The sequence below is a fragment of the Polaribacter sp. 20A6 genome (genome assembly GCF_011378915.1).
Classification (GTDB): Bacteria; Bacteroidota; Bacteroidia; order Flavobacteriales; family Flavobacteriaceae; genus Polaribacter; species Polaribacter sejongensis.
In genome coordinates this window covers 98,832-120,864 of the sequence record NZ_WTPZ01000004.1, presented here as the reverse complement: position 1 = coordinate 120,864, position 22,033 = coordinate 98,832, and the positions used below count along the sequence as shown (strand labels likewise).

General features: G+C 30.0%; 21 protein-coding genes. 6 read left to right on the top strand and 15 right to left on the bottom strand.

Features of this window, described 5'->3' with window-relative positions; genetic code table 11:
• Positions 1-8: 8 nt before the first annotated feature.
• The 5 genes from GQS57_RS10560 to GQS57_RS10540 all read right to left on the bottom strand — a co-directional run bounded on the left by GQS57_RS10560 (position 9) and on the right by GQS57_RS10540 (position 4,982).
• The gene (locus GQS57_RS10560; RefSeq protein ID WP_165732822.1) at positions 9-920 is read right to left on the bottom strand and encodes a bile acid:sodium symporter family protein; all 912 of its coding nucleotides are present in this window, start codon (positions 918-920) and stop codon (positions 9-11) included.
• Positions 921-1,099: 179 nt separating this feature from the next.
• Complete coding sequence (locus tag GQS57_RS10555) at positions 1,100-1,738, bottom strand: DUF4159 domain-containing protein (RefSeq protein ID WP_165732821.1); 639 nt, start codon at positions 1,736-1,738, stop codon at positions 1,100-1,102.
• 86 nt (positions 1,739-1,824) lie between these two features.
• The gene (locus GQS57_RS10550; RefSeq protein WP_165732820.1) at positions 1,825-2,535 is read right to left on the bottom strand and encodes a 16S rRNA (uracil(1498)-N(3))-methyltransferase; all 711 of its coding nucleotides are present in this window, start codon (positions 2,533-2,535) and stop codon (positions 1,825-1,827) included.
• A gap of 155 nt (positions 2,536-2,690) precedes the next feature.
• Complete coding sequence (locus GQS57_RS10545) at positions 2,691-3,815, bottom strand: GTP cyclohydrolase (RefSeq protein WP_165732819.1); 1,125 nt, start codon at positions 3,813-3,815, stop codon at positions 2,691-2,693.
• 30 nt (positions 3,816-3,845) lie between these two features.
• Positions 3,846-4,982 (bottom strand): transporter, encoded by a 1,137-nt coding sequence (locus GQS57_RS10540; RefSeq protein ID WP_165732818.1) that lies wholly within the window; start codon positions 4,980-4,982, stop codon positions 3,846-3,848.
• 178 nt (positions 4,983-5,160) lie between these two features.
• Between GQS57_RS10540 and GQS57_RS10535 the strand changes: the two genes are divergently transcribed.
• From GQS57_RS10535 to GQS57_RS10515, 5 genes are read left to right on the top strand one after another with little or no spacing between them, the layout of a single operon-like run.
• Entirely contained in the window at positions 5,161-5,427 is a 267-nt protein-coding gene (locus GQS57_RS10535) for a DUF4834 family protein (RefSeq protein ID WP_165732817.1), read from the top strand.
• Between the two features lie 3 nt (positions 5,428-5,430).
• On the top strand, positions 5,431-7,839 hold the full coding sequence (locus tag GQS57_RS10530; RefSeq protein ID WP_165732816.1) for a YfhO family protein: 2,409 nt from the start codon (positions 5,431-5,433) through the stop codon (positions 7,837-7,839).
• On the top strand, positions 7,839-9,029 hold the full coding sequence (locus GQS57_RS10525; protein WP_165732815.1) for a glycosyltransferase family 4 protein: 1,191 nt from the start codon (positions 7,839-7,841) through the stop codon (positions 9,027-9,029). Before GQS57_RS10530 ends, GQS57_RS10525 begins: the two co-directional genes overlap by 1 nt.
• Complete coding sequence (locus GQS57_RS10520) at positions 9,026-10,291, top strand: glycosyltransferase family 4 protein (protein WP_165732814.1); 1,266 nt, start codon at positions 9,026-9,028, stop codon at positions 10,289-10,291. Before GQS57_RS10525 ends, GQS57_RS10520 begins: the two co-directional genes overlap by 4 nt.
• A 2-nt stretch (positions 10,292-10,293) precedes the next feature.
• A complete protein-coding gene (locus GQS57_RS10515; RefSeq protein WP_165732813.1) occupies positions 10,294-11,781 on the top strand; it encodes a lipopolysaccharide biosynthesis protein in 1,488 nt (495 codons plus the stop codon).
• On the opposite strand, the gene GQS57_RS10510 is transcribed toward GQS57_RS10515, so the two are convergent.
• From GQS57_RS10510 to GQS57_RS10465, 10 genes are all read right to left on the bottom strand, one after another.
• Positions 11,772-12,077, bottom strand: a complete 306-nt coding sequence (locus GQS57_RS10510) for a DUF6122 family protein (protein WP_165732812.1) — start codon at positions 12,075-12,077, stop codon at positions 11,772-11,774. The genes GQS57_RS10515 and GQS57_RS10510 overlap by 10 nt on opposite strands.
• A 132-nt stretch (positions 12,078-12,209) precedes the next feature.
• Positions 12,210-12,785 carry a Crp/Fnr family transcriptional regulator gene (locus tag GQS57_RS10505; RefSeq protein ID WP_165732811.1) on the bottom strand — a complete coding sequence of 192 codons (576 nt, stop codon included), beginning with the start codon at positions 12,783-12,785 and terminating at the stop codon, positions 12,210-12,212.
• 44 nt (positions 12,786-12,829) lie between these two features.
• Positions 12,830-13,432, bottom strand: coding sequence for a WbqC family protein (locus tag GQS57_RS10500; RefSeq protein ID WP_165732810.1), 603 nt, complete (start codon positions 13,430-13,432; stop codon positions 12,830-12,832).
• A 73-nt stretch (positions 13,433-13,505) separates the two neighbouring features.
• Positions 13,506-15,203, bottom strand: a complete 1,698-nt coding sequence (gene lepB / locus GQS57_RS10495) for a signal peptidase I (protein ID WP_165732809.1) — start codon at positions 15,201-15,203, stop codon at positions 13,506-13,508.
• A gap of 136 nt (positions 15,204-15,339) precedes the next feature.
• Entirely contained in the window at positions 15,340-16,041 is a 702-nt protein-coding gene (dapB, locus tag GQS57_RS10490; RefSeq protein WP_165732808.1) for a 4-hydroxy-tetrahydrodipicolinate reductase, read from the bottom strand.
• A 1-nt stretch (position 16,042) separates the two neighbouring features.
• A complete protein-coding gene (locus GQS57_RS10485; protein ID WP_165732807.1) occupies positions 16,043-16,633 on the bottom strand; it encodes a DUF5683 domain-containing protein in 591 nt (196 codons plus the stop codon).
• Positions 16,634-17,518: a ParB/RepB/Spo0J family partition protein gene (locus GQS57_RS10480; RefSeq protein ID WP_165732806.1), complete on the bottom strand. Its 885-nt coding sequence runs from the start codon at positions 17,516-17,518 to the stop codon at positions 16,634-16,636. It abuts the gene before it with no gap.
• Position 17,519: 1 nt separating this feature from the next.
• Entirely contained in the window at positions 17,520-18,284 is a 765-nt protein-coding gene (locus GQS57_RS10475) for a ParA family protein (RefSeq protein WP_165732805.1), read from the bottom strand.
• A gap of 193 nt (positions 18,285-18,477) precedes the next feature.
• Positions 18,478-19,938, bottom strand: a complete 1,461-nt coding sequence (locus GQS57_RS10470; RefSeq protein ID WP_165732804.1) for an aminoacyl-histidine dipeptidase — start codon at positions 19,936-19,938, stop codon at positions 18,478-18,480.
• A gap of 71 nt (positions 19,939-20,009) precedes the next feature.
• Complete coding sequence (locus GQS57_RS10465) at positions 20,010-20,642, bottom strand: NAD(P)H-dependent oxidoreductase (protein WP_165732803.1); 633 nt, start codon at positions 20,640-20,642, stop codon at positions 20,010-20,012.
• A gap of 116 nt (positions 20,643-20,758) precedes the next feature.
• Between GQS57_RS10465 and GQS57_RS10460 the strand changes: the two genes are divergently transcribed.
• Positions 20,759-22,033, top strand: coding sequence for a DUF2851 family protein (locus GQS57_RS10460; protein ID WP_165732802.1), 1,275 nt, complete (start codon positions 20,759-20,761; stop codon positions 22,031-22,033).

Sequence of the window (22,033 nt, the reverse complement as noted above, 5' to 3'; positions counted from 1 at the left end):
TTTAATAATTATTTTAAAGATGATTTTCTGCCCCAATAAGTCGCTAATGCCATTCCGGAAAAGACATCCCAAACTCCCCAAAAAGCAGCTAATAAAGCCATTCCGCCTAAACCTTCAAAGAAACCAAAAATAAGTAGCAAACCTAAGCCACCATTTTGGATACCAGTTTCCATAGCAATTGTTTTACAATCTTTTTGATTCAATTTAAAACTTTTTGCGGTATAAAACCCTAAAATGTAGGCAAAAATATTATGAAAAATAACTAAGAATAACACATGGTGAATATGATGTATAAAAACGTCTAAATTCTGAGAAAACGCAATAAAAATTAAAGCGATAAAAACCAACATAGATAATGGTTTTAGAACTTTTTCAATTTTTTGAGCCATTTCAGAATGGTAGTGTTTGATAACCATTCCAAGAATTAAAGGCATTCCTAAAATTATAGAAACGAGTTTAAATAAATCATACGGATTTAAAGAAACAGTTTTTAAAATTATATTGGTTGGTTCATATAAACTTCCCCAAAACTGTAAATTAAGAGGCGTCATTACAATGCAAATTAATGTTGCAAAAGCTGTTAAACTTACAGATAAAGCTGCATTTCCTCCAGCCATTTTACTAAAAAAGTTTGAAACATTTCCACCAGGACACGCAGCAATCAATATCATACCTAATGCAAAACTAGGATGCGGTTTAAGCATTAAAATAATTAAAAATGTAGCGGCAGGCAATAAAACAAATTGAGCTAAAACACCGACAAAAACAATCTTAGGGTTTTTAAAAAGTCTTTTAAAATCTTCTACTGAAATACCCAAAGCTACTCCAAACATAATAATGGCAATGGCTATGTTTAAAACCCATAAACCACTTTCATCAAAGTTTATTTTAATATCGTCTATATCTATGTTGTTTTGCATTTATTTAAATTAGTTTCAAAGTTTCAAAGTTTCAAAGTTTCAAAGTTTCTGGCTTTCTTGGTTCTTGGCTCAAAAAAATCTTGTTTTAAATTTTATTTTTTCTAGCAAAGTTGCAAAGGCTAAAAGTTTTTTATTTTTGCTAACTGCTAACTGCTAACTGCTAACTGCTAACTGCTAACTTAATTCTTAAAAGCAAACTCAATAATGTTCGCCCCCATTTTTAAAGCAGTTTCTCGTACATCTTTAGGGTTGTTGTGTATGATTTCATCTTCCCAACCATCGCTTAAATCTGTTTCAAAATCGTAAAATACGACTAGTCTTCCTTCGTAAAACAAACCAAAACCTTGTGCCGATTTTTTATTATGTTCATGTATTTTAGGAATCCCATTTGGGAATTTAAAAGTCTGATGGTAAATAGGGTGATTACTCGGAATTTCTTTTAACTCTAAACTCGGAAAAACTTTCTTTAATTCTCTTCGTATAAATTGGTCTAATCCGTAATTGTCTGAAATATGTAAAAATCCACCAGAAATTAAGTAATTTCTTAAGTTGTTTGCGTCATCATCAGAAAACAATACATTTCCATGCCCTGTCATAAAGATGATAGGAAAGTTAAAAACATCTTCACTATCAATATTTACTGCTTGTGGATCTTTAGAAATATTGGTGCCAATATTTGTGTTTGCAAAGTCTATTAAATTAGGAATTGCTGTTGGATTTGCGTACCAATCTCCACCGCCATTATATTTTAAAATGGCTACATTCTGTGCGTTTGTAGAAAGTGAAAGTAGAAAGAGAAAAACGAATATTTTTTTCATTAAAGTAAGAGCTCTCTATTAAATTCTATAAAAAATAGAATTTAATAGAACTGACATTTAGTTATTAGAAAGCAATATAGTAAAAATTACTGATTGATAAACGAAATGGTATTTACAGCCACTAATGCAGCAGTTTCTGTACGCAATCTACTTTCTCCTAAAGAAATAGGAGTCATGTTTTTTGCCAAACATTTTTTAATTTCATCAATAGAAAAATCACCTTCGGGACCAATTAGAATGGTAGTTTTTTCTGAAGGTTTTACAACAGATTGTAGTAAGTTTTTATCTTTTTGATCTTCGCAGTGTGCAATACAAACGTTGCCTTCAAAGTCTTGTTTTATAAAATCATTTAATTTTATGGGTTCATTCAATTTAGGAAGCGTGAATTTTAAAGATTGCTTCATGGCAGACTGAATAATTTTTTCGAAACGTTCTAATTTTACAACTCTACGTTCTGAATTAGAACAAATAATTGGTGTAATTTCATCGATACCAATTTCTGTTGCTTTTTCTAAAAACCATTCAATTCTATCATTTAATTTAGTAGGAGCAATGGCAATATGTAAGTAATAATTCCAAGGTTTTGGTTTTTCTTCAAAACCAATAACTTCTGCTAAACATTTTTTGTCGCTTGCAAGTATAATTTTTACATCAAACAAAAAACCTTTACCGTTTGTAATTTTAAGAATGTCATTTTCTTTTTTACGTAAAACACGCACAATATGTTTACTCTCAATTTTATCGAATGTAAGTTGCGTTGTTTCTGTAGAAATTTCAGAATTATAAAATAATTGCATTTTTTTTGGTTTCAAAGATTTAAAGTGGCAAAGTGGCAAAGTTGCAAAGTTGCAAAGTTGCAAAGTTAAATCGTTTTTATTTTTAAGCTGTTTGTTTCTGAAATTTTCATTGTTGCTAACAATCTAACAATCTAACAATCTAACAATCTAACAATCTAACGAAGAATACTCTTTCGATACGTTCTTCGCCTCTTATGCGTTACTGGATCAAAATTCTCCCATAATTTTTTAATAGCTTCGTTGTCTTCTAACTCGGGAGTTCTAATACAATTTTCTATTCCTAGAGGTGTAAAAGTCTTAGTATATTGATCAAATATAATGGCATGTACCCCTTTATTTTGATAATCTGGATGTACGCCGATTAAATAAAATGTAACATCTTTAGAGTGTTTTCTAGCTTTTAATAAGTGAAACAATCCGAATGGAAATAACTTTCCGTTTGCTTTTTGTAAAGCTTCAGAAAAAGAAGGCATTACAATAGCAAAAGCAACGAGTTTATTATTTTCATCAACCACAAATTTTATATATTCTGGATTGATAAAGCTGATGTATTTCTTCTTGAAAAAAGCAATTTGAGAATCAGAAATTGGTACAAAAGAAGACAGTTTAGAGTAGGAAGCACTAAAAACCTCAAACATATCATCTACATAAGGCATAATGTCTTTGGTTTTTGTGAAATCTAATGCTTTTAGTTTTAACCTTTTTTTTAAGATTTTACTTATTCTATCAAAATAAACACCATCAACATTTTTAAACTTGAATTTATTTTCTAAATATTCCTTCTCTTTTACAAAACCTAATTGTTCCAAATGGTCTTTATAGTAAGGATGATTGTACCAGGTAATCATGGTACCAATGTGGTCGAAACCTTCAGTTAATACTCCAGTTTTGTCTAAGTTATTAAAACCTATCGGACCTTCTATATATTCTAAGTTATTTTCTAATCCTATTTCTTTTACTTTTTCTAATAGAGCTTTACTTACTTCAATATCATCAATAACATCAAACCAACCAAAACGCATTTTTTTAATTTGTTGTTTTTCAACCTCAAACCAATTGATTATCGCAATAACTCTCCCTACAATTTTGCCATCTCTTAAGGCAACAAAATACTGTGCATCTGCATTTTCAAAAACAGGGTTCTTTGCTGGGTCAAAATTGTCTATTTCATCTTTAATAATAGGAGGAACCCAATATTTATGGTCTTTATATAACGAAAAAGGAAATGTTACAAATTGTTTCATTTCCTTTTTTGTGGTCATTTTTTTAATTGTAATCATATTACAAAAATAGTATTTCTAATTGTTATTTTAATCTTCTTCTACTTCTTTCTCTAGCTCTTTAATTTCTCTTTCTAATTTTTCTATATCTGTTTCTTCTTTCGCTTTTTTCTTACCAAACAAACCTAAGAAACCTCCTTTTTTCTCTTTTGTAGAAGTTCTTGTTCTGCTTCTTTTTCTAACAGCTTTCTTCTTGTCTTTTTTCTTGAAAACACTAAACATTCTAGAGAAAAAACCATTTTGTTTTTTATTGTACCTACTAATTGGCGTGTCTTTAATTACTTGTCCGCTATCGTCTAAATCGGTATAAGAATCAGAATGAGTATCTATTCTATAAGAGATACCAAAACCTCCGTAAAAACCTTGAGATTTTCCTTCTTTTAAAAATCTAGCTGAGGTGTTTAGTTGAAAATCTTCATTTATAAGATACGCTAATCCTGCACCTATGTTTAAATTATTTTGTTCTTTTTTAAAAATTGCTTGGTGTTCTATAAAACCAGACCAATTATAGTTTAGATTCTGTGTTGCAGTAATGATGTATGAAAGTTCAAAGAAGTCGGTTCCTATTTTATCGTAATATCCATTGTAAACGACATTAAATCGATCTGTTATATTTTGCTGTAATAAAACGCCTAACTTAGGTGAAATACTTTCTGTTTTATATAGATCACCTACAACATCTGTATTTACTCCCAAATACAAAGCAACAGAAGGAATTAATCGTTTTTTATCAAAAGCATGCCTTTTTCTCCAACTTCTAACTTCTTTTGTTTTATCAGTATATTCTGGTTGAAATAACAAATATTTTGCTCCGATTGTAAATTTACTTAACCCAGAAGTTGAATATTGCGATGTGAAAACGTTGTGAAATGTTACTTCGTCTTTTTGATAAGTTAACTGCGCATTTAATTCTAGTTTTTCAAGAAAAAAACTGGTTCTAAAAAGTAAATCGGCTCCAAAAGATTCTGGTACAGAAAAAGTAGGCTCTATGCTGGTGTTTTTGTAGAAAAAATTTGTCTCAAATTGATATATGCCTGTACCAACACTATATGGACTCTCTGAAAAACCAGGTTTGTTAGAGTTTATTACATCGGTGTATTGCGCTTCTGCAGAGCTTGTTATGAATACGATGAGGGTAATAAAAAATTTTAGGAAAAGGTTTTTCATAAATTAGAATAATATATTATTGGCAGTAATTGCCTATTACACAAACATAGTATAAAAATGCTATTTTATAAAAGCAAACGATACTTTTTTGAGTTTAAGAAAGTTTTATAGTTTGTAAACGCTCCAATTGTATTCAAATTGTTATTTTTGATTGATTTTTTTATAAATAAATATTTGAATGGGATTATTAAGAACCATAGCTATTATTGTTTTTTGCTATTATGCTTTTAAGTTTTTAGCAAAATTATTCGCACCTTTTTTAATAAAAAAGGCTGCTGAAACTATTAAAAAGAAAGCAGAACAGCAATACGGTGGCGGGCAACAACAAGAACCGCAAAAAAATACTGTGCCAGAAGGGAAAACAGTAATCGATAAAACTCCAGGGAATCAACAACAAAGTAAAAATTCTGTTGGTGAATATGTGGATTTTGAGGAAATAGATTAATTTATGAAGTTTACTAAAGTTTTACCATACATCGGTGCTGTTGCAATTTTTGCTTTGGCATCAATTATCTATTTTCATCCTGTTTTAAAAGGAGAGAAGCTAAACCAATCTGATATTACTCAGTTTACCGGAATGGTAAAAGAGATTAATGATTTTAGAGCAGATAAAAACACAGAGCCTTATTGGACAGGTGCTTCTTTTAGTGGAATGCCGGCGTATCAAGTAAGTGCTTATTATCCGAATGATTTTGTAAGGGGTTTAGACAGAACTTTACGTTTTTTACCTAGACCTGCAGATTACACTTTCTTATATTTTTTAAGCTTCTTTGTGTTAATGATGTCTTTGAAAGTAAATTGGAGATTGGCAGTTTTTGGATCTCTTGCCTTTGGTTTTTCAACCTATTTAATTATAATTTTTGGAGCAGGGCATAATGCAAAAGCACATGCAATTGCCTATATGCCTTTAATTTTAGCAGGATTGTTATGGGTTTTTCAGAAGCGATATATTCTTGGATTTTTAGTTACTGGAGTGGCAATGGCTTTAGAAATTTACACCAACCACCCACAGATGACCTATTATTTAGGTTTTGCTTTAATTATTCTAGGAATTGTAGAGTGTATTCATGCGCTTAAAGAAAAGATTATCCCGACTTTTATAAAACAAGTAGCTGTAATTTTCGCAGCAGTTTTATTAGGAATTGGGGCAAATGCACCTCGTTTAATGGCTATGAAAGAATATGCAGACCATAGTACAAGAGGGAAATCTGAATTAACCATTACGCCAGATGGAAGTAAAAAAGAAATTACAAAAGGTTTAGATAAAGCCTATATTACAGAATATAGTTACGCAAAATTAGAGACTTTTAATTTATTCATTCCTCGTTTTATGGGAGGAGGAACGATAGAGAAATTAGGTGAAGATTCTAATTTTTATCAACTTTTAGAAGAAAAAGCAGGTAGAAGTGCTGCAAAAGAATACTCTGAACAAGCACTTACGTATTGGGGAGATCAAAATATTGTTGAAGCACCAGCTTATATTGGTGCTGTAATTTTCTTTCTATTTTTCTTAGGAATATTTTTAGTTAAAGGACGTTTAAAGCAGTGGTTAGTTACTGCAACCGTTTTTTCGATTTTAATGAGTTGGGGAAGAAATTTTGAAATTCTAACCAATTTCTTTATTGATTATTTTCCGTTGTATAATAAATTTAGAGCCGTTTCTTCCATACAAGTAATAGCAGAATTATGTGTGCCTATTCTAGGGATATTGGCATTAAAAGAATTCTTTTCTTCTAAAATTTCTTCGGATGAAAAACTAGACGGATTAAAAAAAGCAGTCTATGCTTTTGGAGGATTAATTATTGTTGGTTTTTTATTAGCACACGGATTTTCTACTTTTGAAGGAATAAGAGACGCACAATACAATCAGTTACCTGGTTTAACAGATGCTATTATTTCTGATAGAAAATCGATGTTATTAACAGACACGTTGCGTTCTCTATTTTTAATGATACTTTCTGCAGGTGTTTTATGGATGTTGTTAAAGGATAAATTAAAACAAGGCGTTGCTGTTTTGGCGTTAACTGTCTTTTTGTTATTCGATTTAATTTCTGTTGATAAAAAGTATGTCAATGAAGATGATTTTGAATCTGCAAGAAAAATAGAGAAACCATTTATAGCATCAACAGCAGATAAAATTATTTTACAAGATAAAAGTCATTATAGAGTTGGTAACTTCACCGTAAACCCAATGAATGATGGAAGCACATCTTATTTTCATCAATCTATTGGTGGCTATCACGCAGCGAAGTTAGGACGTTATCAAGAGTTATTCGATTTTCAAATAGCCAAAAATAACATGCAAGTTTTAAACATGTTAAATACCAAATATTTTATTATTGGTAATGATAAAGGAGAGAAACATTCGCAATTAAACCCAGATGCTAACGGAAATGCTTGGTTTGTAGAACGTGTTAAAATTGTAGATTCTGCTAACGAAGAAATTCAAGCTTTAGATTCTTTAAATACAAAGAAAGTTGCTGTTTTCTATAACGATGATGACAACCAATCTACTTTTCCTAGAGAAATTGATAGTACTGCCAAAATAGAACTTTTAAATTACGATGTAACAACGTTAACATATCAAGCTAAAACATTGAAAGATCAGTTTGCAGTTTTTTCTGAAATCTATTATAAAGATGGTTGGAATGCTTATGTTGATGGAAAATTAACGCCGCATGTTCGTGTAAATTATGTGTTACGTGGAATGACAATTCCTGCAGGAGAACATACGATTGAATTTAAGTTTGAGCCAAAAGTAATTCAGCAAGGAAAAATTATTTCATTAGCTTCTTATGCGCTGTTAATTTTGATAACAGCAGGTTGGTTTTTTTATGAAAAGAAGAAAGAAAAGTAATGAGAATAGGGATGATTTTAGATGCTCCTTTTCCGCCTGATCCAAGGGTAGAAAACGAAGCAGTTTCTTTAGTAAAAGCAGGTCATGATGTTTTTCTGTTCTGTTTAAAATATGCTGATGAAAAATCGTCTGAAATTATAAACGGAATTCAAGTAAAAAGGTATATTTCTAATAAATTAGAATATAAATTATCAGCTTTAGCGTATACCGTTCCTTTTTATGGCATTTTGATGAAAAAAAAGATTCATCAATTTATAGAAGAAACTAAAATTGATGCGTTACATATACATGATATAAGAATCGCAGAAGCTGTTTTTAATGCAAATAAAGCCTTCAATGTACCTGTAGTTTTAGACTTGCATGACAACATGCCAGAAGTGATGAAATTGTATCCGCACTTGCAGAAATTTCCAGGAAAGTATATTATTTCACCATCAAAATGGAAAAAGAAAGAAAAAGAATTTATAGAAAAAGCAGATAAAGTAATTTCTGTTTCTCCTGAATTTTTAGATAATTTGGTAGAAAGAATTCCGTCTGTAAAAGAAAAGTTAGTTTTAGTTCCGAATACTATTAGAGAATCCTTTTACAAAGATTATAAAATTGATAAAACGATTTTAGAGAGATACAAAGACAATTTTGTACTCTTGTATTTAGGAGACACTCATTTAAGAAGAGGCTTGCAAACTGCCATTGAATCTCTAACTTCTTTAAAAGAAACCATCCCAAATATTAAGTTGGTTATTGTAGGAAGGAATACTACAGATGTTGTTTTAAAACAACAAGTAGCCGACTTAAAATTAGAACAATTTGTCGATTTTGAAGGTTGGCAAAATGTTGCTTTATTTCAATCTTATATTTTGTCTAGTGCTATTTGTATTTCGCCTTTGCATAGAAACTTACAACACGATGTTGCGTATGCAAATAAGATTTTTCAATATATGAGTTTAGCCAAACCGCTTTTAGTGAGTGATGCTACGGCTCAAAAAAGAGTTGTAGAGAACAATAAAACAGGTTTAATTCATAAAGACAGAGATGTTAAAGATTTTTCTGATAAAATTATAACGCTCTTTAAGGATGAGAAGTTAAGAAATGAGTTAGGACAAAACGGAAAAGAGTTTATAGAAAATGAATTCTCTTGGGAGCAGACTTCTAAAAAACTGCTACATTTATACGATAATCTACTATCTTGAAAGTATTAATAATTACATATTATTGGCCGCCTGCAGGAGGTTCTGGCGTTCAGCGTTGGTTAAAATTTGTAAAATATTTACAAGAATTTGGCATTGAACCTGTTGTGTATACGGTTGATAATATAAATTACCCGAAGGAAGATAACACCTTAATTAATGAAGTCCCAAAAAATATAGAAGTTTTAAAACAACCTATTTGGGAACCTACAGATGTTCTTTTTTGGAAAAAGAAGACAACTCAGAAAAGTGGGATTTCCAATGCAAGTAATGGAGGAGTTTTATCATTTATAAGAGGGAATTTTTTTATTCCAGATCCTAAAGTGTTTTGGGTGAATTCTTCTGTAAAATACCTTCAAAATTATTTAGATTCCAATAATATTGATACAATTATTTCTACTGGTCCACCACATAGTATGCATTTAATTGCTCAGAAATTACATCAAAAAAACAACATAAAATGGCTTGCAGATTTTAGAGATCCTTGGTCAGACTTGTATTACAACAAAGATTTTAAGCAATTGTCTTTTGCGAAGAATCGAAATAAAAGATTAGAAGAGAAAGTTTTAAAAAATGCAGATTGTATATTAACGGTTAGTAATGCTCTAAAAACCGAATTTGCTAAAAAAGCGAGTAGAGTAGAAGTGATTACCAACGGTTTTGATGATGAAGTTTTAACCAATAGCACAAGTTTTTTAGATTCGGAGTTTTCTATTTCCTACATAGGCTTGTTGCCAAAACAAAGCAATCCTAAGGTGTTATTTAAAGTTTTAAAAAATCTTTGCTTGCAAAGTGCAGATTTTAAGAATGATTTAAAATTGAATTTTATTGGTGATATTTCTGATGAAGTCAAAGTAGAAATTTCTAAAAATAACTTAACTGAAAATTCCAATTTTATTGGCTATGTTGCACATGAAAAAGCAATAGCATACCAGCAGAAATCTCAGGTTTTGTTGTTGTTAATTCCGAATGTAGAAAAATCAAAAGGAATTTTAACAGGGAAATTATTTGAATATCTAACTGCTAAAAGACCCATTTTAGCAATTGGACCAGAAGATGGAGATTTATCAGAAATAGTAAAAGAAACCAATGCTGGTGTTGTGGTTGATTTTGATAATGGAGAAAAAGTGTCTTTAGAAATATTAAAATTATATCGTCAATATAAAAAAGGAAGTTTACATGTGAACTCTAAAAATATTGAGAAATTTCACAGAAAAGCTTTGACGAAAGAGCTTGCATTGCTTCTTAAAAGTTTACATTCGTAGCTATGGGAGTTGTATTTAAACAGTCTTTAAAAAACACGCTTTTTATTTATTTAGGTTTTGCCTTTGGCGGAATTAATACGTTGTTTTTATATACTCGTTTTTTAGAAGATGAATATTATGGTTTGGTAACTTTTCTGTTATCTACTTCAAATTTATTAATGCCTTTAATTGCATTAGGAATTCATCATACAATTGTAAAGTTTTATTCTAGCTATTTTACAAAAGAAGATAGAGATAGTTTCTTGTCATCAGTACTTTTTTTACCGCTATTCATTGCAATTCCAATCGCTTATTTTGGAAACTTATTTTATCAAGAAATAGGAGATTATTTATCCGTAGAAAATCCTATTATAAAAGATTATACTGTTGTTATTTATCTAGTAGCCGTTGCTTGTTCCTATTTCGAGATTTTTTATTCTTGGGCTAAAGTTCAGTTTCAATCTGTTTTTGGTAATATTTTAAAAGAGCTGTATAACCGTGTAATGGTAATGATTTTGTTATTTGCAGTTTACTTTGAATTGATAACAAAGCACGAGTTTATTTACTACTTAACAGGGGCTTATTTTTTAAGAATGCTTATCATGATGTTTTATGCATTTAATTTATACACACCAAAATTTACTTTTTCTAGACCAGATAATTTTAAGGAAGTAATTCGTTTTTCTGGGTATATTATTTTAGCAGGAAGTGCAGGAGCCATCATTTTAGATATTGATAAATTTATGATACCTGGTAAAGAATCTTTGGTAATTGCAGCTTATTATTCTGTTGCCGTTTTTATAGGTTCTTTTATAGAGGCACCAAGTAGGGCGATGTTAAACATTTTACAACCTTTAACATCTAAAACATTAAATGAAGAAAATCATAAAGAAGTTGCTTCTTTATATAAAAAGAGTTCTATTAACCTATTATTAATTAGCGGCCTTTTCTTTGTCTTGATAAATGCAAACGTTGGTCAATTATTTAACTTACTTCCTAAAGAATATGGTGGTGGTGCATTGGTGGTTCTTATGATTTCTGTACTAAAGCTATATAATGGTTTCTTAGGGAATAATGGAGCAATCATAAACAATTCTAAGTTTTACAAGATTACATTACCCATTAGTATTTCTATGGCATTATCTGTTTACCTTTTAAATAAACTTTTTTATTATGAATTAGATATGGGAACAGATGGCTTAGCATTGGCAACTTTAATTGTAATCTTTTTAGCAAATACGTTTAAGCTGTTTTTTGTAAAAAATAAGTTTTCTATGACACCTTTTACAGACAAGTCGTTAAAAATGATTGTAATAATTACTGTTCTTTATCTTGCTTTTAATTTTTGGGATTTTACTATAAGTGACATTTATTTATGGAAATTCCCTGTTCATCCTATTATAAATATTGCTTTAAAAAGTATTTTAATTACGGTTGTATATATACTTTTAGTACTTAAACTTAATATTTCTAATGAGTTTGATGTACTCTTAAAAAAATACTACAAATAACAATCTATATAGTCTGTAAGCATGTGAAATAACAATGCAATACAGAGTATTCTGGTTTTCTTAAAAAACAAACCTACTGCATAAAAGCCTATAGCTATGTAAGAATGCAATGGATGAAAGTTAATGCTACATCTATTCTCTTTAAAAATAGGAGTGGCTAATAAATGATCTAAATCGACCAACATAGAGCACAAAAAGATTAAGTAAACCTTTTTCCAATTATCTTTAAAAAATAAATAGGCTATAAGTGCAGGTATTATAAAATGTAGGGTATAATGTATTATAAATTTTGACATAAAAAAAGGTTTACTTCTTTTACAAAATAAACCTTTTTTTTAGGGGTAGTAATTCTTTGGGGGAGCTTAGAATTCTTACACTGCTAAATTAGATATAATTTGTTTATTAATTCTTTACCTATGTTAATAGAATTATTTTGAATATATTTTTTTTCTAATTCTACTTAATTGCACAGCAGAAATATTTAAATATGATGCTATGTGGTACTGTGGGATAATATTTTCTATATTAGGTATTTCTTTTTTTAGCTCTTTATATCTTTCTGTTGCATCTAAAACGGATAAATTATATATCTTTTTTTCGAATAATAAAAAAATACTTTCCAAAGCGTTTGCATACATAACTGCAATGTCATTATCAACTAAAGCGAGTTCTTTCAGTTTTTTATAATTTATAACAAACAATTCACAGTCAGTTAAACATTGATAGGTTAACAAAGAGTTTTTATTAGAAACTAAAGCTCCAAATGAACCTGTAGAACTAAAAGGTACAAATAGACTTCTTATGTATTCTTTTCCGTTTTCATCTTCATAGTAAGATCTAACAATTCCTCTTTTTAAAATATATAAATCCGTAGGTTTATCTCCAGTTTTAGTTAAAACATCTTTATTATTAAATTTTTTCAACTCTGTAAGTTCTAAAAACTTTTGATAAGATTCAGGAGGTAATTTGTGGAAATTATTAATAAAAAAGGATAAAACATTCATTAAAGAAGAGTTTTAGTTTATAAGTCTAAATTTAATGCAATTAATTATAAATAACTAATGGCATTTGGTCCTTCCATGAAGATTAAGTCTAAAATTGATAAATTAGAAATAAACCCATGCTTATCATCAAACATTTGAATGTAAGAATCGGTTGTTTTTTTTGGTTGATTTTTTACATTTACAAGTTCTCTAAAATCAGGTTCTGCTGTATCTACAAGATATTCTGCTGTTTTAGAATATATTTGAGAAATTTGTAATGCATCTGTTATAAACAAATGTGTATCTATATTTACATCTTGTAAAAATGTATATTTTTTATGGAAGATTTTTAATAAATCATCTTCATAAAACTCGTAAAAAGGAGAGGTTCTATACGCTGTTTGTAAAGATTTTAAATGATGATCTTGCCAAAGTGCGTCATTATCTACCAGTAAATCTTTTGTTTTTTTACGCTGAGAAGTACCTTTATTTTTATCCTTAACAGGGATGTTTAGTAACTGTTTTCCGTTAGAATTATAAATGTAGCACCTGTTTCTATAGCTTTGTTTTTGGAAGTTGTCTTCCATTTCAAAAACAACAGCATCAGATTTTACAATCTCTGTATACTGAGATATTGGACCAAAATATGTGGGTATAAATAATGACATTTTCTATTGGTTTTTAGACGCTGTTTTTAGTAACAATCTGATGTTATTACAAAGAGTTATTGAAAACTGAATGCTATTTATTAGCTTTTTTTCCTCTGTAAAAACTATATCCAAAATACAAACCAATTAATGCCAATACAAAATATCTATAAGAAACTGGCTCTCCGTCTCCATGCACAGTTGTAAACATTCTATCCCAACGAATAGATTTTATTTTCTCACCAAAAGAAGCGGCATTTGCATCCCAACTAAACCAAACCATTACAGGTTTCCCTAATACATGATCGAAAGGAGTGTAGCCATAATAACGAGCATCTAAAGAGTTGTGTCTATTATCTCCCATCATCCAATAATAATCTTGTTTAAAGGTATAAGAATCTGCTTTTTTACCATTAATAAAAATATTGTCTCCAACAATTTGTAAATCGTTGTTTTCATAATTTTTAATAATTTGCTCGTAATATGGTAAAGATTTGGCATCAATTTTTACAGTTGCTCCAGCTTTAGGAATGTAAATTGGACCCATATTATCTTGACTCCATTGGTTCTCTTTTATATGAGGAAAAATACCAACATCAGCTCTATAATTTACCTTTTTTACAGATACTGTAGATGGGTGTTTTTTAAGTTGATTGAATTCGTCTTCGGTTAAGTTAATATTTATCTTGTTAGCTACATTCGTCATTTTTAAACGACTTGCTAAATCTTGAGAAACACCACCAGCAACTTCTGTATATAAAGAATCTGAACCTATTTTAGATAAGTTAGCACTCTTTTCAAAAGCTTCTTGAACCTTTGGATTGTTCCAATATTCATTTAAAATTTTATAAACTCCTGTTCTTTCTTTATTGATTAAAAACTGAGGAAAATTATTTCTGTCTATGGCAGATTTCGCTTCGTAAGTATAATAAAATTGAATTTTTGCTCTGTACGGTAATTTGTTTTTTTGTCCGTTTATATAAACGTAACCATCTTTAATTTCTAAAGAATCTCCTGCTATACCAACACTACGCTTTACATAGTTGGTTTTTTTATCCACCGGTTTGTAGGTGAATTTTCCAGAAGTATCTCCCCACATAGTTGCCAATGTATCTGCAGGCCAATTGAAACAAACAATATCGTTGTTTTTAATTTTCTGTAAACCCGGTAAACGTGTATATGGTAATTGTGGACTTTTTAAGTAAGAAGCAGTTCCTGTAAATGGTAAAGAATCATGTACCATTGGTGCTGCAATCACTGTAGATGGAACTCTAGCTCCATAATGAAACTTGCTTACAAAAAGATAATCTCCCACTAATAAAGACTTTTCTAAAGAAGAAGTTGGTATGGTAAAAGGTTGCATAAAATAGGTATGTACCAAAGTAGCCGCAATAATTGCAAAAGCAATAGAGCTAACCCATTCACCTAGTTCAGAGCGTGGTTTTAAGCTTCTTTCTGCATTGTACTTTGCATCTGTAGCATAATTGATGTAAAAAATATACAGACCTAAAGTAACAATCACTAAAAACGAATCTAATTTTTTATAGAAACCAAAAGTCCTAATAGTTTCAATCCAAATAACAGGAAACATTAATAGGTTTACAATCGGTATAAATAATAAAATGATCCACCATTTAGGTCTATTTATAATTTGCATTAAAACAATTCCATTATAAACAGGTACAGCTGCTTCCCAAGCTTTTCTACCAGCTTTTACATATAATTTCCAAGTACCTAAAAAATGAATTACTTGTATTGCTAAAAAAAATATAAACCACTCTAAATAAGTCATAATTGTACTATTTGATTTCTGTTCGAGCGCAGTCGAGAACTTAATGTTTTATACTAAAAATATAAACCTCTCAACTGCGCTTGAGAGGATAAATTATACGTTTATTAGTAGCTTTATTATTAGTTTGTTACAGTATTTAACCTATGTTTAACACATCTTTCATAGAGAAAACTCCTTGTTTTCCTACAATCCATTCTGCTGCAACAACGGCACCTAAAGCAAAACCTTTTCTACTATGCGCTGTATGTTTTATTTCTATAGAATCTACTTCAGAATCGTACCAAACGGTGTGCGTTCCTGGTACTTCAGGAATTCTTTTTGCAACAATAGGAATATTTTCTTCGGATGTTTTTTCATCCAACTCCCAATTGTTTTTAGAAGAATTTTCTATAATTCCTTCTGCCAGCGTAATGGCTGTTCCACTTGGAGCATCTAATTTTTTTGTATGATGAATTTCTTCCATAGATATATTATAATCTTCTAAAGAACTCATCATTTTTGCCAATTGCTTATTCAATTCAAAGAAGATATTTACACCTAAACTAAAATTAGAAGCATAAATAAATGCGCTGTTTTTTTCTTTACAAAGAGCTACTGCGTCATCATACTTGTCTAACCATCCTGTGGTTCCAGAAATTACAGGAACATTGTTATTAATACAGTTGGTAATATTATTATAAGCAGAAGAAGGTACGCTAAAATCGATGGCAACATCAGCTAACGTAATGTCAATAACATCATCTACATCTTTTTTTATGACTATTTCATGTCCACGAGATAAAGCAATTTTTTCAATTTCTTTCCCCATTCTTCCATATCCTAATAGTGCAATCTTCATTTTAAAAATTATATTTAATTGTTAAACCTACTTTTGGTGCTTCAAAATAAGTAGGATCGTTAATAAAAGTAGGTTTAAATGATAAATCATCATCGGTATTAAATTGTAATAAATGTGCATTTACACTTGCTTCTACAATTTGTAAAACGTACAAAATAACAGTGGTTAATAAAGACATATCTCTATTTTCGCTTAACTGTTCTTGTGCTCTTTCTAGTGTTTCTAGAGAAAGAATCTCCACACCATCTACCGTAAATTCGTCTACTAAATTATTCTTTCTAAGTTTGTAGGCAGTTCTGTATCTATGGTATTCTTTATTATTGTCTAGATAATAGTAAATACTTGTACCCATAGCACCCCAAACAATGGGAGCTTTCCAATATTTCTTATTGTAAATTTGTCCCATTCCAGGAAATATAGCAGAATAAAATGCTGCTTTAGAAGGAGCTAAAGGATCGTAAACACCGCCTTTTTCAATTTTAAGATCCCCTTTTATTTTTAAATCTTTCACGTTTACAGAATCTTTCTGCCCAAAAATGGATGCAGAAAAAAATGCAAGGAATAAAACAAATATGGTATTTTTAATAAACACTTATTTTAATAAGTTTTTTATTCGATTAAAATCTTCTTCAGAATGAAAAGGAATCGAAATTTTTCCTTTACCATTGTTACCAACAGTAACGTCTATTTTATGACCAAAGTATTCACTAATATCTTTAACACTACTTTTAATGAAACTTGGTATTGGTTTTTTCTTTGGTTTTGCAATGGTACCAGATTTTAAGCTTTTTACTAAATCTTCTGTTTGTCTTACAGATAATTTATCTCTTAAAATTTTCTCGTAAATAGCTAATTGATCTTCTGTGTTTTCTACATTAATCATAGCACGACCATGTCCCATAGAAATAAATCCGTCTCGCATACCTGTTTGTAAAATTGGATCTAATTTTAACAAACGTAAGTAATTGGTCACTGTAGAACGTTTTTTACCAACTCTAGTACTTAATTCTTCTTGCGTTAATTGAATTTCATCTATTAAACGTTGGTAAGATAAAGCAACTTCTATTGGGTCTAAATTTTTACGTTGAATGTTTTCTACCAATGCCATTTCTAGCATTTCTTGGTCGTTGGCAAGTCTTATATATGCCGGTACTGTTTTATTTCCAATTAATTTTGATGCTCTAAAACGACGCTCACCAGATACTAATTGAAATTTATTTCCTTCTAATTTTCTAACTGTAATTGGCTGAATTACACCTAATTCTTTTATAGAGCTAGCTAGTTCTCTTAATGCTTCTTCGTCAAAATAAGTTCTAGGTTGAAAAGGATTTACATCAATTAAATCTAATTCTATTTCAATAATACTTCCAACAAGTTTGTCTGCATTTTTATCTGATGCAGAAATTACATTAGAAGATTCTTGCAATAAAGCAGATAATCCTCGTCCTAAAGCTTGTTTTTTGGTTGCTTTTGCCATTTTACGAATTCTTTTTTAATAATTCTTGTGCCAAATTTAAGTAATTTACGGCACCTTTACTGGTTGCATCGTATGCAATAATACTTTCTCCGTAACTTGGTGCTTCTCCTAAACGGGTATTTCTTCTAATTATAGTATCAAAAACCATACTAGAAAAATGCTTTCTAACTTCGTCAACTACTTGATTAGAAAGGCGTAAGCGAGAATCGAACATGGTTAAAAGTAAACCTTCTATATCTAAATCTGAATTATGAATATTCTGTACACTTTTAATGGTATTTAATAATTTCCCTAACCCTTCTAGTGCAAAATATTCACACTGAATAGGGATTATTACAGAATCTGCAGCTACTAAAGAGTTTAACGTAATTAAACCTAATGAAGGAGCACAATCTATTAAAATATAATCGTAATCGTCTTTAAGATCGACTAACGCTTTTTTTAACATATACTCTCTATCTTCCTTATCTACCAATTCTATTTCAATAGCTACTAAATCTATATGTGCAGGAATAATATCTACATTTGGAGACTCGGTTTTAACAATTGCGTCTTTTGCATCAATAGAATGTTCTAAAACTTGATAGGTTCCATATTCTACAGTTTCAACATCAATACCTAAACCAGACGAAGCATTTGCTTGCGGATCTGCATCAATCAACAAAACTTTTTTCTCTAAAACACCTAAAGAAGCAGCTAAATTTATGCTTGTAGTTGTTTTACCAACACCACCTTTTTGATTTGCAATAGCAATTATTTTACCCATTATAAAAGTTTAGTTTATAGGTAGTAAAATTACGTTTTTTTCTGTCTTTAGAAAATGAAAGATGTTAACAAAAAGATAAAACTGTAAGTTGCTGTTTTTTAATTACTTGTATTTGTTTTTGTTGACTTTTTAAACAAATTCAAGCAAAAAAAAACCGAAGCGTAAACTTCGGTTTCTAACAGGTAATATTGTACTATTTCTGTGGAATGTTCTTTAAAATTTCAATTAAAAATTTCCAAAATTTTTGTGTTGATGAAATAGATGCTTTTTCGTCAGGAGAGTGTGCTCCTCTAATAGTTGGTCCAAAAGAAACCATATCCATTTCTGGGTAATTCTGACCTAAAATACCACATTCTAAACCAGCATGACAAGCTGCTACATCTGCTTTTTCTCCATGTAAAGTTTCATATAAATTAGAAACTACGTCTAAAATTGCCGAATTAACATTCGGTTGCCATCCAGGATATTCACCAGATAAATCTACATCAAAACCAGATAATTCAAAAGCAGATTTTAAAGAATTTGCCAAATCTAATTTATTACTTTCTGATGAAGATCGTGTTAAACATCCAATTTTTATGCTTCCATCTTTTACAATTACTCTGGCAATATTATTAGAGGTTTCCACCAATCCTTTAATATCCGGACTCATTCTATAAACTCCGTTATGAGCAGCGTAAATAGACTTTAATAAACCTTCTTGAACGCCCAATTCCATAATTTTATTTGGAAGTGTAGTTTCTTGAATGTCAACTGCTAAGTTAGGTTCTATTGTTGAGAACTCTTCTTTTATATTGTTGATAAGTAAATTGGTTTCTAAAAGAAAAGCTTCTTTAGAAATGATGTCTACAGTTACAATTGCAGTACTTTCTCTAGGAATTGCGTTACGTAAACTACCTCCATTTATTTCAGATATTTGTAAACCAAAATTGGTAAAACCATCAAATAATAAACGGTTCATAATTTTGTTTGCGTTTCCTAATTCTTTAATGATATCCATTCCAGAATGTCCGCCATTTAAACCTTTTACAGTAATTGAATAAGCGGCAGCATTTTCAGAAATATCTTCTTCTGCATAACTTCTTGTAGCAGTAACATCTACACCACCAGCACAACCCATACCAATTTCATCATCTTCTTCTGTATCTAAGTTTAAAAGAATTTCTCCTTCTAAAATTCCACCTTCAAGACCCATTGCACCAGTCATACCTGTTTCTTCATCAATCGTAAAAAGCGCTTCTAGGTTTGGGTGTTCAAGATCTTCAGAAGAAAAAATAGCCATAATTGCTGCAACTCCTAAACCGTTATCTGCACCTAATGTTGTTCCGTCTGCAGTAACCCAATCTCCTTCAATTAGCATTTTAATACCTTCCTTATCGAAATCGAAAACAGTAGCTGAGTTTTTTTGATGAACCATATCTAAATGACTCTGTAAAACAACAGTTTTTCTGTTTTCTAAACCTTTTGTAGCTGGTTTTTTAATAATTACATTTCCAACTTTATCTACAAAAGTTTCCAGGTTTAATTTCTTACCAAAATCTACCATGAACTGAATTACACGTTCTTCTTTTTTAGAAGGACGCGGCACTGCATTTAAATCTGCAAAGTGATTCCAAACAATTTTAGGTTCTAAATTTCTTACTGCTTTACTCATTTTTTTGATTTTTATTATGAATTTTAAAGGCGTTTTAAAGCCTTTAAAAAGTTTAATTCTAGCTAGTAAAATTACAATATTTCTACTATAGTTTCTGTTAAGTCTTTTCTAACTTTTGTTAAATCTTTCATGTAGCAATCGTCGGCCCTAAAACCAATAGGAAGTACTAATACAGATTGTAAATTTTGAACGGTTAAATTTAGAATTTCGTCGTATTTATCAGGAATAAAGCCTTCCATTGGGCAGGCATCTATTCTTTCTACGGCACAAACTGTCATTAGATTACCAAGTGCAATATATGCTTGGTTTTTATTCCATACCGTTAATTCTTCTTGTGTTTTTTTATCAATATCAGCGGTTAGAAATTCTTTAAAAGGTTTTATAATTTCATTAGGAGTCTTTCTAATTTTCTGTACCAATGTAAAGTAGTTTTCTACTTCTGAACTTGTATAGTTTTTAGGGATGCAAATAACCAAAACATGAGAAGCATCTACTATTTGTGCTTGGTTCCAAGAATGTGAAACTAGTTCTTTTTGAATTTCTTTATTTTTAATTACAACCAACTTTAAAGGTTGTAATCCGTAAGAACTTGCCGTTAAGTTAAAAGCTTCTTTTAAGGTGTTTATTTGAACTTCTGAAAGTTGCTTTTCTGAATCAAATTTTTTAACGGCATAACGCCATTTTAAACTATCTATAATATTCATTTATCTTAATTAGGCTACAAAAATAAGTCATTCTTTTTGATGATTTCTGTTCAGGTGATTATAAATATTGATAAAGGTATAAATGATTTTTTGTATCTTGATAACAAAAAAAGACTATGAATGAGGGTTTTCTTCATTATGTATGGAAATATCAATTGTTTTCTGTTCACGATTTAAAAACAATGACTAACGAAGATGTTTCTATTTTAAAAGTTGGAATTCATAATTATAACTCAGGTCCAGATTTTTTGAACGCGCAACTTAAAATTGAGGATCAATTGTGGGTTGGCAATGTAGAGATTCACTTAAAATCGTCTGATTGGTATGCACATCATCATGAAATTGATGAAAATTATGATGCCGTTATTTTACATGTAGTTTGGGAAGATGATGCTACTGTTTATATGAAAAACAACAAACCTTTGCCTGTTTTGGTTTTAAAAGATTTTGTTCTTGCATCTGCCTTAAATAACTATCGGAACTTATTTTCTACCAAGCAAAATTGGATTCCTTGTGAAAAAGAAATTAGTACAGTAGATAATTTTACGATTGATAATTGGAAAGAACGATTGTTTTTTGAACGGTTAGAACGAAAATCGATTGAAATGAATCAAGTTTTGTTGGACAATCAAAACGATTTTGAAGCAGTTCTATTTCAATTATTAGCCAAAAACTTTGGATTAAAAGTAAATGGAGAAGTCTTTTTTAGCTTAGCAACTTCTTTTGATTTCTCAATTCTTAGAAAAGTAAGGTTAGATGAAACGCAATTAGCAGCTTTGTTCTTTGGGCAAGCAGGATTTTTAAAGGAAGTTATAGAAGACGAATATCATCAACAATTAAAAATAACGTACAGTTATTTGCGGCATAAATATAACTTAGAACCGATAGCAAATGTGCAGTTTTCTTTTTTTAGAATGAGACCACCAAATTTTCCTACTATTCGTATTGCCCAATTAATTGCTTTGTATCATTTACATCAAAATTTATTTTCTAAAATGATGCAAATAGAAACCTTAAAAGGATTTTATGAGTTGTTTGAAACTGATGTTCATCCGTTTTGGAAAACACATTATACATTTGATACAATTTCAAAACTATATCCTAAAAAGTTGACAAAATCCTTTGTAGATTTATTATTGATCAACACTATTATTCCTCTAAAATTTTTATATCAAAAAAATAGGGGAGAAGTGAATGAAATGGAATTTTTAAAGATTCTTAAAAAAATAAAATCAGAAAAAAATAGTGTTATTTCTAAGTTTGATGAAATTGGAGTTCAATCTAAAAATGCTTATGAAACACAGTCTTTATTAGAGCTTAAAAACAACTATTGCGCAAAGAAACGATGTTTACAGTGCGCAATAGGAGTTCGGTTGTTAAGCGAAAAATAA

Bases quoted from the DNA above. Each gene is read 5' to 3' on its own strand.
- GQS57_RS10560 (WP_165732822.1), bottom strand. From the start codon at position 920: ATGCAAAACAACATAGATATAGACGATATTAAAATAAACTTTGATGAA.
- GQS57_RS10555 (WP_165732821.1), bottom strand. From the start codon at position 1,738: ATGAAAAAAATATTCGTTTTTCTCTTTCTACTTTCACTTTCTACAAAC.
- GQS57_RS10550 (WP_165732820.1), bottom strand. From the start codon at position 2,535: ATGCAATTATTTTATAATTCTGAAATTTCTACAGAAACAACGCAACTT.
- GQS57_RS10545 (WP_165732819.1), bottom strand. From the start codon at position 3,815: ATGATTACAATTAAAAAAATGACCACAAAAAAGGAAATGAAACAATTT.
- GQS57_RS10540 (WP_165732818.1), bottom strand. From the start codon at position 4,982: ATGAAAAACCTTTTCCTAAAATTTTTTATTACCCTCATCGTATTCATA.
- GQS57_RS10535 (WP_165732817.1), top strand. From the start codon at position 5,161: ATGGGATTATTAAGAACCATAGCTATTATTGTTTTTTGCTATTATGCT.
- GQS57_RS10530 (WP_165732816.1), top strand. From the start codon at position 5,431: ATGAAGTTTACTAAAGTTTTACCATACATCGGTGCTGTTGCAATTTTT.
- GQS57_RS10525 (WP_165732815.1), top strand. From the start codon at position 7,839: ATGAGAATAGGGATGATTTTAGATGCTCCTTTTCCGCCTGATCCAAGG.
- GQS57_RS10515 (WP_165732813.1), top strand. From the start codon at position 10,294: ATGGGAGTTGTATTTAAACAGTCTTTAAAAAACACGCTTTTTATTTAT.
- GQS57_RS10510 (WP_165732812.1), bottom strand. From the start codon at position 12,077: ATGTCAAAATTTATAATACATTATACCCTACATTTTATAATACCTGCA.
- GQS57_RS10505 (WP_165732811.1), bottom strand. From the start codon at position 12,785: ATGAATGTTTTATCCTTTTTTATTAATAATTTCCACAAATTACCTCCT.
- GQS57_RS10500 (WP_165732810.1), bottom strand. From the start codon at position 13,432: ATGTCATTATTTATACCCACATATTTTGGTCCAATATCTCAGTATACA.
- lepB (WP_165732809.1), bottom strand. From the start codon at position 15,203: ATGACTTATTTAGAGTGGTTTATATTTTTTTTAGCAATACAAGTAATT.
- dapB (WP_165732808.1), bottom strand. From the start codon at position 16,041: ATGAAGATTGCACTATTAGGATATGGAAGAATGGGGAAAGAAATTGAA.
- GQS57_RS10480 (WP_165732806.1), bottom strand. From the start codon at position 17,518: ATGGCAAAAGCAACCAAAAAACAAGCTTTAGGACGAGGATTATCTGCT.
- GQS57_RS10475 (WP_165732805.1), bottom strand. From the start codon at position 18,284: ATGGGTAAAATAATTGCTATTGCAAATCAAAAAGGTGGTGTTGGTAAA.
- GQS57_RS10470 (WP_165732804.1), bottom strand. From the start codon at position 19,938: ATGAGTAAAGCAGTAAGAAATTTAGAACCTAAAATTGTTTGGAATCAC.
- GQS57_RS10465 (WP_165732803.1), bottom strand. From the start codon at position 20,642: ATGAATATTATAGATAGTTTAAAATGGCGTTATGCCGTTAAAAAATTT.
- GQS57_RS10460 (WP_165732802.1), top strand. From the start codon at position 20,759: ATGAATGAGGGTTTTCTTCATTATGTATGGAAATATCAATTGTTTTCT.